The organism is Stenotrophomonas sp. Marseille-Q4652, assembly GCF_916618915.1.
Classification (GTDB): domain Bacteria; phylum Pseudomonadota; class Gammaproteobacteria; order Xanthomonadales; family Xanthomonadaceae; genus Stenotrophomonas.
In genome coordinates, this window is record NZ_CAKAKE010000001.1 from 2,805,863 (window position 1) to 2,817,823 (window position 11,961).

At 68.2% G+C, this 11,961-nt stretch carries 12 protein-coding genes and 1 riboswitch; of the genes, 8 read left to right on the top strand and 4 right to left on the bottom strand.

Annotated features, from left to right (window positions below):
• Nucleotides 1–6: 6 nt before the first annotated feature.
• The 3 genes from LG380_RS13210 to acs form a co-directional block, all read right to left on the bottom strand.
• Entirely contained in the window at nt 7–582 is a 576-nt protein-coding gene (locus LG380_RS13210) for a manganese efflux pump MntP family protein (RefSeq protein ID WP_225765701.1), read from the bottom strand.
• Nucleotides 583–628: 46 nt separating this feature from the next.
• Nucleotides 629–753, bottom strand: a riboswitch (yybP-ykoY riboswitch).
• 85 nt (nt 754–838) lie between these two features.
• Entirely contained in the window at nt 839–1,504 is a 666-nt protein-coding gene (locus LG380_RS13215) for a response regulator transcription factor (protein ID WP_225765702.1), read from the bottom strand.
• A 93-nt stretch (nt 1,505–1,597) separates the two neighbouring features.
• Nucleotides 1,598–3,541: an acetate--CoA ligase gene (acs, locus tag LG380_RS13220; protein ID WP_225765703.1), complete on the bottom strand. Its 1,944-nt coding sequence runs from the start codon at nt 3,539–3,541 to the stop codon at nt 1,598–1,600.
• A gap of 229 nt (nt 3,542–3,770) precedes the next feature.
• Between acs and LG380_RS13225 the strand changes: the two genes are divergently transcribed.
• The 6 genes from LG380_RS13225 to xth all read left to right on the top strand — a co-directional run bounded on the left by LG380_RS13225 (nt 3,771) and on the right by xth (nt 10,192).
• Nucleotides 3,771–5,153: a DcaP family trimeric outer membrane transporter gene (locus tag LG380_RS13225; protein ID WP_225765705.1), complete on the top strand. Its 1,383-nt coding sequence runs from the start codon at nt 3,771–3,773 to the stop codon at nt 5,151–5,153.
• A gap of 124 nt (nt 5,154–5,277) precedes the next feature.
• Complete coding sequence (locus tag LG380_RS13230; RefSeq protein ID WP_225765707.1) at nt 5,278–6,936, top strand: MFS transporter; 1,659 nt, start codon at nt 5,278–5,280, stop codon at nt 6,934–6,936.
• Between the two features lie 133 nt (nt 6,937–7,069).
• Nucleotides 7,070–8,476, top strand: a complete 1,407-nt coding sequence (locus LG380_RS13235) for an aldehyde dehydrogenase family protein (RefSeq protein WP_225765708.1) — start codon at nt 7,070–7,072, stop codon at nt 8,474–8,476.
• A gap of 91 nt (nt 8,477–8,567) precedes the next feature.
• Nucleotides 8,568–8,993 carry a hypothetical protein gene (locus LG380_RS13240; RefSeq protein ID WP_225765710.1) on the top strand — a complete coding sequence of 142 codons (426 nt, stop codon included), beginning with the start codon at nt 8,568–8,570 and terminating at the stop codon, nt 8,991–8,993.
• A complete protein-coding gene (locus LG380_RS13245) occupies nt 8,930–9,385 on the top strand; it encodes a DUF5694 domain-containing protein (RefSeq protein WP_263973783.1) in 456 nt (151 codons plus the stop codon). The genes LG380_RS13240 and LG380_RS13245 overlap by 64 nt, the downstream gene beginning before the upstream one ends.
• Before the next feature lie 39 nt (nt 9,386–9,424).
• The gene (gene xth, locus LG380_RS13250) at nt 9,425–10,192 is read left to right on the top strand and encodes an exodeoxyribonuclease III (RefSeq protein ID WP_225765711.1); all 768 of its coding nucleotides are present in this window, start codon (nt 9,425–9,427) and stop codon (nt 10,190–10,192) included.
• A 55-nt stretch (nt 10,193–10,247) separates the two neighbouring features.
• Here xth and LG380_RS13255 read toward each other — a convergent pair whose 3' ends face one another.
• Nucleotides 10,248–10,499, bottom strand: a complete 252-nt coding sequence (locus LG380_RS13255) for a GlsB/YeaQ/YmgE family stress response membrane protein (RefSeq protein WP_225765713.1) — start codon at nt 10,497–10,499, stop codon at nt 10,248–10,250.
• Between the two features lie 96 nt (nt 10,500–10,595).
• On the opposite strand from LG380_RS13255, the gene LG380_RS13260 reads away from it, so the two are divergent.
• Nucleotides 10,596–11,249, top strand: a complete 654-nt coding sequence (locus LG380_RS13260; RefSeq protein WP_225765715.1) for a 4'-phosphopantetheinyl transferase superfamily protein — start codon at nt 10,596–10,598, stop codon at nt 11,247–11,249.
• A 32-nt stretch (nt 11,250–11,281) separates the two neighbouring features.
• On the top strand, nt 11,282–11,920 hold the full coding sequence (gene rsmG / locus LG380_RS13265; protein WP_225765717.1) for a 16S rRNA (guanine(527)-N(7))-methyltransferase RsmG: 639 nt from the start codon (nt 11,282–11,284) through the stop codon (nt 11,918–11,920).
• Nucleotides 11,921–11,961 lie beyond the last annotated feature (41 nt).

An 11,961-nucleotide genomic window follows, 5' to 3' on the forward strand; every position in this document is an offset into this window, starting at 1 on the left:
CGATCGTCAGGCTGCGACCGCGTGCAGGTGCTCGTAGAGGATGCCGGCGCCGATCACGATCAGGATCACGCCGCCGATGATCTCCGCGCGCTTGCCGGCCAGGTCGCCCAGCACCCGGCCCAGCATCACGCCCAGGGTGACCATGGCGAAGGTGCACAGGCCGATCACCGCGGCGACCACGCCGATATGCACGTCCAGGAAGGCCAGGCCCACGCCGATCGCGGCCGCGTCGATGCTGGTGGCCAGGCCGGTGAGTGCCAGCAGCCAGGACGACCGCGCCTTGCCGGTGGCCTCCTGCTCCGGGTCCTCACCGCGGATGCCGGCGTGGATCATGTGCAGGCCCAGCACCAGCAGCAGGCCGAACGCGATCCAGTGGTCCCAGGCCTGCACGTACTGCGCGGTGGCCTTGCCCAGCAGCCAGCCCAGGAGGGGAGTAATGGCTTCGATGGCGCCGAAGATCAGGCCGGCGCGCAGTGCATCGCCCAGCCGCGGGCGGCCCATGGCCGCGCCCCTGCCGATGGCGGCTGCGAAGGCGTCGGCCGACATGGCCAGGCCAATGAAGAAGATCGAAATGGGAGACATGCGGTATACGGGTCGGGCGGGGCGGACACGGCGTACGCACGCGCCCAACCGTCGTTGCGCACGCACGCCGCTGGTCTCGCCTACCTGACGGTCGCCCACACCATGGCGCAATGGCCAAGCATGTTGATGTGGGCCGCTTCCGGGAACCGGAAGCTGGCTACTCCCCAAGGGATCACGCAATTCTAGCAGGTCTGGCCGGGCGACCCGGGCCAACCGGGATCATCCGGGATCATCCGGGCCCGGCGGGGGCCGCCGCTCAGTCCTCTTCGACCGGCAGCACGATGCCTTCGCCATCAATGGCCAGCTTGCCGGCCATCAGCACCGCCTGGGTGCGGTTGGTGGCGCCGAGCTTGCGCAGGATGGCGGTGACGTGGGCCTTGATCGTGGCCTCGGAGACGTTGAGCTCCCAGGCGATCTGCTTGTTGAGCAGGCCCGAGCCGAGCATCTGCAGCACGCGGAACTGCTGCGGGGTCAGCTCGCGCAGGCGCGCGCCGACCTCGCGCTCGGCCTCGTCGATCGGGGGTTCGCTCTGCGCGGCCTCGGGCATCCAGTGTTCGCCGTCCAGCACCGCGGTCAGGGCGCGGCCGATGGTGTCCGAGTCGGCCGACTTCGGGATGAAGCCGAACGCGCCGTGGTCCAGGGCGCGGCGCATCACCCGCGCTTCCTCGCGTGCGGAGACCACCACCACCGGCAGCTGTGGATGCTGCGAGCGCATGTGCACCAGCGCGTTGAAGCCCTGCGCGCCGGGCATGTTGAGGTCCATCAGCACCAGGTCGGCGTCGTTGTGCTGCTCGGCCAGCGCGTACAGCGCCTCGACGCTGTCGGCCTCGTGCAGGGTGACGCCGGGGATGACGCGCTGCACCGCGCCGCGCAGGGCCTCGCGGAACAGGGGATGGTCGTCGGCGATGAGGAGGGTGGTCATGAGCGTGTTCTTGCGGAAAGGAAAAGTAACTGGAACCACGGGCAGCGGCGGCGGTCCCTCCCACCGCCTGCCGCTGCCCGCGGGATATCAGGGTCAGCGCACCTGGCGCTGCTCCACCAGCGAGGCCACGACCGAGGGATCGGCCAGGGTCGAGGTATCGCCGAGCTGGTCGGGCGCGTTCTCGGCGATCTTGCGCAGGATCCGGCGCATGATCTTGCCCGAACGGGTCTTGGGCAGGCCAGGAGCCCACTGCAGGTGGTCGGGCGTGGCGATCGGCCCGATTTCCTTGCGCACCCACGCCACCAGCTCCCTGTGCAGTTCCTCGCTGGGCTGCTCCTCGGCGACCAGGGTCACGTAGGCATAGATGCCCTGGCCCTTGACGTCGTGCGGGAAGCCCACGACCGCGGCCTCGGCCACCTTGGGATGGCTGACCAGCGCGCTCTCCACCTCGGCGGTGCCGATGCGGTGGCCGGAGACGTTGATCACGTCGTCCACGCGGCCAGTGATCCAGTAGTAGCCATCCTCGTCGCGGCGGCAGCCGTCGCCGGTGAAGTAGCTGCCCGGGTAGGTGCGGAAGTAGGTGTCGATGAAGCGCTGGTGGTCGCCATAGACCGTGCGCATCTGGCCCGGCCACGAATCGAGCAGGATCAGGTTGCCCTCGGTGGCGCCTTCCTGGATCTCGCCCTCGGCATTGACCAGGGCCGGGCGCACGCCGAAGAACGGCAGCGTCGCCGAGCCGGGCTTGAGGTCGGTGGCGCCGGGCAGCGGGCTGATCAGGATGCCGCCGGTCTCGGTCTGCCACCAGGTATCGACGATCGGGCAGCGGCTGTCGCCGACCACCTCGTGGTACCAGCGCCAGGCCTCGGGGTTGATCGGTTCGCCGACGCTGCCGAGCAGGCGCAGGCTGGCACGGCCGGTCTTCTTCACCGGCTCCTCGCCCTCGCGCATCAGCGCGCGGATCGCGGTCGGCGCGGTGTAGAAGATGGTGACCTTGTGCTTGTCGATCACTTCCCAGAAGCGCGACACGCTGGGGTAGTTGGGCACGCCCTCGAACATCACCGAGGTCGCGCCGTTGGCCAGCGGGCCGTAGACGATGTAGCTGTGGCCGGTGACCCAGCCCACGTCGGCGGTGCACCAGTAGATGTCGTCCTCGCGCAGGTCGAAGATCGCCTCGTGGGTATAGGCGGCGAACAGCAGGTAGCCGCCGGTGGTGTGCAGCACGCCCTTCGGCTTGCCTGTCGAACCGGAGGTGTAGAGGATGAACAGCGGGTCCTCGGCGTTCATCCGCTCGGGCTCGCACTGCGCTGGCTGGCTGTCGACCACATCATGGAACCAGCGGTCGCGCGGGGCCTGCATCTCCACCGCGCCGCCGGTATGGCGCACCACCAGCACGGTTTCCACCGAGTTGGTGCCGGGCAGCTTGAGCGCGGCATCGACATTGGCCTTGAGCGGGATCTTCCTGCCACCACGCAGGCCTTCGTCGGCGGTGATGATCAGCTTGGAGCCGCAGTCGGCCACGCGGTCGGCGATCGAACTGGGCGCAAAGCCGCCGAACACCACCGAGTGCACCGCGCCGATGCGCGCGCAGGCCAGCATCGCCACCGCCGCGTCGACGATCATCGGCAGGTAGATGGTGACGCGGTCGCCCTTGGCCACGCCGAGGTTGCGCAGCGCATTGGCCAGGCGGCAGGTGCGCTCGTACAGCTCGCGGTAGGTCACGCCCCTGGCAGGGGCGTCCGGGCTGTCGGGTTCGAACAGCAGCGCAATCTTGTCACCGCGCTTTTCCAGCTGCCGGTCCAGGCAGTTGACGCTGGCGTTGAGCTCGCCGTCCTCGAACCATCTGATGTGGAAATCGGACAGGTCGTAGCTGACGTCCTTGATCCTGGTCGGCTTGCGGAACCAGTCCAGCCGTTCGGCTTCCCTGGCCCAGAACCCCTCCGGATTTTCGACCGACTCCCTGTAAAGCTCTTCGTACCGGGCCTTGTTGATCCTCGCCTTGGCGGCGAACTGCGGATCGACCGGATGGATATCTGCCATGGCACCCTCACCTTGCACTTGGACGATGTGTGCCGCGCACGCGCGGCCGACGGCCCAGTTTGCCGCATCCATCCGGCGCCGAGGCGGAGTCCGGCTTAGACCATGGTCGCAACGGCCCGGGGGTGCTTCGACTAATGGCGAATGGCGGCGCAAGGCGCATGGCGCGCAACCTCGGCCCGACCGTGCCTGTCGCGCGGCAACGTCTTGCCACCGGGAGAGAGGCAATCCAATGAACCAAAGCATCGTGAGGACGACGCGCAAGCCGCTGGCTGCTGCGCTGTTTGTCGCGCTGGTCGCGCCGGGCTTGGCCCTTGCGCAGACCCCGAGGGAGAAAGCGCTGGAGGCCCGCGTGGCCGACCTGGAACGCCAGGTCCAGCTGCTGCTCTCCGCCCAGCAACAGCAGCAGGGCCAGATCAGCCAGGCACAGGAGCAGGTGAGCCAGGTGCAGGCTGCGCAGGCCGAACGCCCCGTGGTGCCGGCCGGCAAGCAGCCGATCCAGGCCACTACCGTCACCCCGGGCGCCGCGCCGGGCACGACCTTCAAGTTCGGTGGCTTCATCAAGGCCGACTTCCTGGCCACGCAGACCGGCGATGGCCAGCTGGCCGACGATGCCACCGGCCGCGCGCTGTACCTGCCGGGCCAGACCCCGGTCCATGGCGCGGGCGGCAGTGGCCAGCGCTCGGACGTGGACTACAACGCCCACGCCAAGTTCTCGCGCTTCAACCTTGGCGTGGACCATGTCACCGAGTCCGGCGACAAGGCCGGTGCGCTGGTGGAGATGGACTTCTTCGGCAATTCGCTGGGCAACCAGACCGCCACCAACACCTACGGCGTGACCCTGCGCCACGCCTACATGTACTGGAACAACTGGCTGGCCGGCCAGACCTGGTCCAACTTCATGGACGCGGGCTCGCTGCCGGAGGCGGTGGACTTCGTCGGCCCGACCGACGGCGTGCTGTTCGTGCGCCAGGCGCAGATCCGCTACACCAACGGCGGCTTCTCGGTCGCGCTGGAAAACCCGGAAACCACCCTGATCGGGCTGGGCAACTCCGACCGCGGCTCGCTGCCGGACCTGACCCTGCGCTACGGCTGGAAGGGTGACTGGGGCACCTTCGGGGTGGCCGGCCTGCTGCGCCAGCTCAAGGTCGACAACACCACCACCGGCGCCGATGCGACCAAGGCGGCCGGCGGCCTGACCCTGGGCGGCAAGTGGGTGATGGGCAGCAGCGACACGCTGCACTACCAGCTCACCGGCGGCGAAGGCATCTCGCGCTATGTCGGCCTGGGCATCACCGCCGACAGCGCCTACGACGCGATCCGCGACGAACTCAACCCGACCGGCGTGATGGCGGGCTACGTCGGCTGGCGCCATGCCTTCAGCCCGAAACTGCGCACCAACCTGATCTATGCACGCAGCGACTACGACAACGAGTCCGCGATCACCGGCAACCTGGTGACCAAGAGCGTGCAGTCCATCCGCGGCAACGTGTTCTACACGCCGATGCCCAAGGTCGACGTGGGCGCCGAGCTGATGTACGGCGTGCGCGAGATCGAGAACGGCAACAAGGGCGACATCCGCCGCGTCCAGTTCACCACCAAGTACAGCTTCTGATGCAACGCGGCCGGTGCCTTGGTGCACCGGCCGCTGTCTGTCCAGCACTCCCACGTTGATCCGCTACATGCACTGACATCCCACTACATCCCGCTACACGATTGCTTCGGAGGGGAAGCGACTCATGTCCAGCACAAGCGCAACGCCAGTGGCCGGTGAACTCACCAAGGGCCACAAGAAAGTCATCTTCGCATCGAGCCTGGGTACCGTTTTCGAATGGTACGACTTCTATCTGTACGGCTCGCTTGCCATCATCCTGTCGCGCCAGTTCTTCAGTGGCGTCAACCCGACCACCGGCATGATCTTCACCCTGCTCGCGTTCGCGGCAGGCTTCTTCGTGCGTCCGTTCGGCGCGGCGTTCTTCGGTTCGCTTGGCGACCGCATCGGCCGCAAGTACACCTTCCTCGTCACCATCCTGATCATGGGCTTCTCGACCTTCCTGGTCGGCGTGCTGCCCAGCTATGCCTCCATCGGCATCGCCGCCCCGATCATGCTGATCGTGCTGCGCCTGGCGCAGGGCCTGGCCATGGGTGGTGAGTATGGTGGCGCTGCCACCTACGTCGCCGAACATGCCCCGCCGGGCAAGCGCGGCTTGTACACCAGCTTCATCCAGACCACCGCCACGCTGGGCCTGTTCCTGTCGCTGATCGTGATCCTGGGCTGCCGCTATGCCCTGGGCGCCGAGGCGTTCGAGGAGTGGGGCTGGCGCATCCCGTTCCTGGGTTCGATCATCCTGCTGGCCGTGTCGGTGTGGATCCGCCTGCAGCTGAGCGAATCGCCGCTGTTCCAGCAGATGAAGGCCGAGGGCAAGGGTTCCAAGAAGCCGTTCCGCGACGCGATCAAGGGCGGCAACCTGAAGCTGATGCTGCTGGTGCTGTTCGGTGCCACCGCCGGCCAGGCCGTGGTCTGGTACGCCGGCCAGTTCTACGCGCTGTTCTACCTGCAGAGCATGCTCAAGGTCGACCTGACCGTCTCCTACCTGCTGATCGCCGCGGCACTGCTGCTGGCCACGCCGTTCTTCCTGTTCTTCGGCTGGCTGTCGGACAAGATCGGTCGCAAGAAGATCATCATGGCCGGCTGCCTGATCGCCGCACTCACCTACTTCCCGATCTTCAAGGGCCTGACCCACTTCGCCAACCCGGCCATCGAGGAGGCCAGCCTGAATTCGCCGGCCGTCGTCGTCGCCGATCCGGACACCTGCTCGTTCCAGTTCGATCCGACCGGCGTGCGCAAGTTCACCAGTTCCTGCGACGTGGCCACCGCCGCGCTGGCCCGTGCCGGCGTGCCGTATTCGGTGCAGGCCGCACCGGCTGGCAGCCTGGCCGTGGTCGAAGTGGGTGAAGGCAAGGTCACCTCGTACGAGGCCGCCGGCCTGGCGGGCGATGCGCTGAAGGAAAACTCCGGCCGCTTCAACACCGAGCTGCGCTCGGCGCTGAACGCCGCGGGCTATCCGGAAAAGGCCGATACCTCGCGCATCAACATCCCGATGACCATCCTGCTGCTGTGGCTGCTGGTGATCTACGTCACCATGGTCTACGGCCCGATCGCGGCCTACCTGGTGGAGCTGTTCCCGACCCGGATCCGCTACACCTCGATGTCGCTGCCGTACCACATCGGTAACGGCTGGTTCGGTGGCTTCCTGCCGGCCGTTTCCTTCGCGCTGGTCGCGGCCACCGGCAACATCTACTACGGCCTGTGGTACCCGATCGGCATCGCGCTGATGACCCTGGTCATCGGTACGCTGTTCCTGCGCGAGTCCAAGGACGTGGACATCACCAAGTAAGCACTGCTTCCTCCGGCCGGAATTCCCGGCCACGACGAAGGGCGCCGGCGCAAGCAGGCGCCCTTCTTGTTGGGCGCTGCACGGGCCCGCGGCTGCGGCACAATGCGGGACCTTCGCCATCCAGGTCACCGACATGCCCGATACCGCTGCGTCCCTGCCTGCCGTGCTCGCGCAGATGCGCAACGCCTGGATGCAGCAGCGTCCGGACCATGCGCAGCGGCGCGATGACCTGCGGCGGCTGCGCGGGGAGTTCAAGCGGCGCCTGCCGCAGATGGCGCAGGCCATTGCCGATGATTTCGGCCACCGCTCGGTGCACGAATCGCTGGTGGCCGACGGCATGACCGTACTCGGCGAGATCGACCACCTGCTGCGCCACCTCAAGGGTTGGATGCGCACGCGCCGGGTTTCCGTAGGCTGGCGCTTCCTGCCGGCACGTGCGCAGCTGCGGCCGGTGCCGGTCGGCGTGGTGGGTGTGATCGCGCCATGGAACTACCCGGTCAACCTCGCCATGGTGCCGCTGGCCACCGCGATCGCCGCCGGCAACCACGTGCTGCTCAAGCCGTCCGAACACACGCCGCGCACCAGCGCGTTCCTGCAGGAGCTGCTGGCGGCCGTGTTCCCGCCCGAGCGGGTGGGCGTGGTGCAGGGCGGGGCCGACGTGGCCGCCGCGTTCGCCGCCCTGCCGCTGGACCACCTGGTGTTCACCGGCTCAACCGCGGTCGGCCGCAAGGTCATGGCCGCCGCCGCTGCCAACCTCACGCCGCTGACGCTGGAGCTGGGCGGCAAGTCGCCGGCGATCATCTGCCCGGATTACCCGATCGAGGCGGCCGCCGCGCGCCTGGCCAGCGGCAAGTGGTTCAACGCCGGCCAGACCTGCATCGCGCCGGACTATGTGCTGGTCGATGCCGGCCGCGAAGCCGCGCTGGTGCAGGCCCTGCGCGAACAGGCCAGTGCCCGCTACGGCGATTTCAGCGATGCCGGAGATTACACCCGCATCATCAACGAGAGCCAGTACCAGCGACTGCGCGGCGTCATCGACGATGCGCGTGAGCGTGGCCTGGAAGTGATCGAGCTGGCCACGGTCGATCCTGAGCGGGCGCAGCGCGAACGGCTGTTGCCGCCGACCCTGATCCTGCAGCCCGGCGACGATGCGGCGGTGATGCAGGAGGAAATCTTCGGCCCGATCCTGCCGATCCGCAGCTACCGTTCGCTGGACGAGGCCATTGCCACGGTCAACGGCCGCGACCGACCGCTGGCGCTGTATCCCTTCAGCCACCACCGTCCGTCGGTGGAGCGCATCCTCGGCCAGACCGTGGCCGGCGGCATCACCGTCAACGACACCTTGGTCCATTTCGCGATCAACGACCTGCCGTTCGGCGGCATCGGTCCCAGCGGCATGGGTGCCTACCACGGCCGTGCCGGCTTCGATGCGATGAGCAAGCAACTGCCGGTACTGTGGCAGCCGCGCTGGGCCGGCAGCGACCTGCTCAAGCCGCCCTACGCGAAGGTGGCGCGCTTCATCGACCTGCTGGTGCGCTGACGCGTCTTCCTACGGTCGCGGGGTGACTTCCCTCACTGCACCGCCGTTGCGCCCTCTGCGTCAATGCGTGCCCTTGTTGACTGGACGTCCCATGCGTTTGCCCCGACTGCGTTCCTGCCTGCTGTTGGCCGGCTTCCTGTCCTCGCCAGTACTGGTGGCCACGGCCGCGCCGGCCGACAAGGCACAGGTGCTGGTGATCGGCACCTTCCACTTCGCCAACCCCGGCCTGGACATGATCAAGTCGCCGGTGGCCGACGTGCTCTCGCCGGCCAGCCAGGCCTGGCTGGCATCGCTCGCCGCGCGGGTCGCCGCTTTCGCTCCCACCGACGTGCTGGTGGAGTGTGCGGCCAACGAGCAGGCCGACATCGACCGGCGCCTGGCCGACTACCGGGCCGCCGCTACCGCCTGGGCCGCAACGAGATTGACCAGATCGGGCTGCGCGTGGCCGGGTCCGTGCAGGGCGCACGCCTCATCTGTTTCGACCAGCGCGACGTGCAATGGGAAGGCGACCGGCTGATGGCGTTCCTGGGCGAGCACGCACCGGAGACGATGGCCCGCCTGCAGGCCGGGTTCGCCGACCTCTCCGCGCGCGAGGCCAGCGAGCAGGCCTCGATGACCCTGGCGGAGCTGCTGCGGCTGGGCAACTCGCCGGCGCGCGATCGCGAGAACCGCAACCTCTACCTGATGACGAACGCGATCGATGCCGGCCACAGCTATGCCGGCGCCGACGCATCGGCCAGCTGGTGGCGCCGCAACTTCCACATGTACGCCAACGTGCAGGCGGCTGCCCGGCCGGGCAGTCGCGTGTTCGTGCTGGCCGGCGCCGGCCATACCGCGGTGATCCGCCAGCTGCTGGACAGCGATGCCGGGCGTCGGGCCATCGATGTCGCCCCGTTCCTGGCCGACTGAGGGCCGGCCATGCCGGTGTCCAGCGTAGAATTGCGCCCCATGAAAATCGCTTCCTGGAACGTCAACTCGCTCAACGTCCGCCTGCTGCACCTGGAACAGTGGCTGGCCGATTTCTCGCCAGACATCGTCGGCATCCAGGAAACCAAGCTCGAGGACCACAAGTTCCCCGACACGCGCCTGCTGGAGCTGGGCTACCGCAACGTCTTTGCCGGGCAGAAGACCTACAACGGCGTGGCGCTGCTGTCGCGCGCACCGATCGAGGACGTGCAGGTCGGCATCCCGGGCTTCGAGGACGAACAGAAGCGGGTGATCGCCGGCACCATCGATGGCGTGCGGGTGATCAACCTGTACGTGGTCAACGGCCAGGACGTGGGCACCGACAAGTACGCCTACAAGCTGCGCTGGCTGGAGGCCGTGCACGACTGGGTACAGGCCGAACTGCAGCGGCATCCCGAGCTGGTGGTGCTGGGCGACTTCAACATCGCCCCGGACGAGCGCGACGTGCACGACCCGGTGGTGTGGAGCGACAACCACATCCTGACCTCCACCGCCGAGCGCGGGGCGCTCAACAAGCTGTTGCAGCTGGGCCTGCACGACGGCTTCCGCCTGCACAACGGGCAGGGCGGGGTGTTCAGCTGGTGGGATTACCGTGCGGCGGGCTTCCGCCGCGACCTGGGCCTGCGCATCGACCTGACCCTGGTTTCCGATGCGCTGAAGGCGCGCACGGTTGCGGCCGGCATCGACCGCGAACCGCGGACCTGGGAGCGGCCCAGCGACCACGCCCCGGCGTGGGTACAGCTGGGCTGAAAAAAAGCGCCCGGCTGATGCCGGGCGCTGCGCAGGCCTTTCCGCTGATGCAGCGTTAGCGGATGCTCTTGCGGGTAAACAGGTTCACGATCGCCAGCAGGATCACCGCGCCGATCAGCGAGAAGAGGAAGGTGCGGATGGTGATCGCTTCGTTGATGCCGCCACCGAACAGGAAGCCGGCGATCAGGGCGCCGATGATGCCGACCACGATGTTGAGGATGATGCCCTGCTGTGCGTCGCGGCGCATGATGATGCTGGCCAGCCAACCGACGATGCCACCCACGATCAACCAGATGATGATGCCCATGTGTAATTCTCCTTTGCGCTGGGATGCACCGGGTTTGGTGCGGTGGCGACAGTTAATGCGCACCGTCGTGAAGCCATCGTGCAGCGCCTCCTTCGCATGACGACGACTGTGCCGGTCGATGCATCGCGCTGGCAGTTCGGCCAGGTCAGCGTGTGGCGCCTGCCGCATGTGCCGGGCAGGCGTGGTGAGCCACAGGCGCGCGAGGTGCTGGGCACCGAATTCCAGATGCCGCCGGCGGCCTTGCCGTTGACCCGCGACGAGCGTGGCCGACCGTGGCTGTATGGCGAACTGGCGCAGTGGGGCACTGGCTGGAGCCACAGTGGTGGCTGGCTGCTGGTTGCGCTCGGTCGCCAGGTGCGGCTGGGCGTGGACCTGGAACAACTGCGTCCGCGCCCGCGCATGCTCGATGTGGTGCGCCGCTTCTTCCATCCCGACGAGGTGCGCTGGCTGTCGGCGCTGGACGAGGCGGCGCGCCAGCACTGGTTCTTCCGCGTGTGGTGCGCCAAGGAGGCGCTGCTCAAGGCGCATGGCCATGGCATCTCCTTCGGCCTGGAGAAGCTGGCCTTTGCCATCGGCGATGACGGGGTGCTGCGGCTGGCCTGGTGCGATCCGGCGCTGGGCCAGGCCGCGCGCTGGCAGCTGCACGAATGGCAGGCCTCGGCCGATTTCCGCGCCGCGCTGGCCTGGTATCCGGCCGCCGAGGCGTTGCCGCTGCTGCCGCACCAGCCCGGTGCGGTCCCATCGCCCTGACCGGCACGCGCCGGCCCTGCGATAATCGGGCCATGAACGACACCTCCCTGCCGGCCGGCGTGGCCGACGAACTCGAGCGCGGCCTGCGCGCCATGGGCCTGGACACCGCCCTGGGCCCGCGCCTGCTGGCCTACCTGGCGCTGCTGGTGCGCTGGAACCGCACCTACAACCTCACCGCCATCCGCGATCCGCACGAGATGGTCACCCGCCACCTGCTCGATTCGCTGGCGATGGTCCCGCACGTGGAAAGCGGCACCCTGGCCGACCTCGGCACTGGGCCCGGGTTGCCGGGCATCCCGCTGGCCATTGCCCGTCCGCAGCTGCAGGTGACCCTGGTGGAGAGCAACGGCAAGAAGGCGCGCTTCCTGCGCGAGGCCGTGCGCCAGCTGGCGCTGGACAACGCCCGGGTGGCCGAGTCCCGCGCCGAGGCGCTGGACGAGCCCGGCGCCTTCGACAACCTCACCGCCCGCGCCATGGACACGCTGGCCGGGATCATCGAGGTCGGCGGCCACCTGCTGCGCCCGGGTGGCCAGCTGCTGGCGATGAAGGGGGTGCACCCGCACGAGGAGATCGCCCAGCTGCCGGCCGACTGGCAGGTGCTGGAGGTCCATCCGCTGCAGGTCCCGGGCCTGGTTGGCGACCGCCACCTGGTGGTCGTCGGGCGCCGTTGAACGCCGTCGGCGGGCCGATCCGGCCAGCATCCGATTTCCGC

What these genes read in the sequence shown, in the direction of transcription:
- LG380_RS13210 (WP_225765701.1), bottom strand. Translation starts at nt 582, where the DNA reads ATGTCTCCCATTTCGATCTTCTTCATTGGCCTGGCCATGTCGGCCGAC.
- rsmG (WP_225765717.1), top strand. Translation starts at nt 11,282, where the DNA reads ATGAACGACACCTCCCTGCCGGCCGGCGTGGCCGACGAACTCGAGCGC.
- LG380_RS13260 (WP_225765715.1), top strand. Translation starts at nt 10,596, where the DNA reads ATGACGACGACTGTGCCGGTCGATGCATCGCGCTGGCAGTTCGGCCAG.
- acs (WP_225765703.1), bottom strand. Translation starts at nt 3,541, where the DNA reads ATGGCAGATATCCATCCGGTCGATCCGCAGTTCGCCGCCAAGGCGAGG.
- LG380_RS13225 (WP_225765705.1), top strand. Translation starts at nt 3,771, where the DNA reads ATGAACCAAAGCATCGTGAGGACGACGCGCAAGCCGCTGGCTGCTGCG.
- LG380_RS13235 (WP_225765708.1), top strand. Translation starts at nt 7,070, where the DNA reads ATGCCCGATACCGCTGCGTCCCTGCCTGCCGTGCTCGCGCAGATGCGC.
- xth (WP_225765711.1), top strand. Translation starts at nt 9,425, where the DNA reads ATGAAAATCGCTTCCTGGAACGTCAACTCGCTCAACGTCCGCCTGCTG.
- LG380_RS13230 (WP_225765707.1), top strand. Translation starts at nt 5,278, where the DNA reads ATGTCCAGCACAAGCGCAACGCCAGTGGCCGGTGAACTCACCAAGGGC.
- LG380_RS13215 (WP_225765702.1), bottom strand. Translation starts at nt 1,504, where the DNA reads ATGACCACCCTCCTCATCGCCGACGACCATCCCCTGTTCCGCGAGGCC.
- LG380_RS13240 (WP_225765710.1), top strand. Translation starts at nt 8,568, where the DNA reads ATGCGTTTGCCCCGACTGCGTTCCTGCCTGCTGTTGGCCGGCTTCCTG.
- LG380_RS13255 (WP_225765713.1), bottom strand. Translation starts at nt 10,499, where the DNA reads ATGGGCATCATCATCTGGTTGATCGTGGGTGGCATCGTCGGTTGGCTG.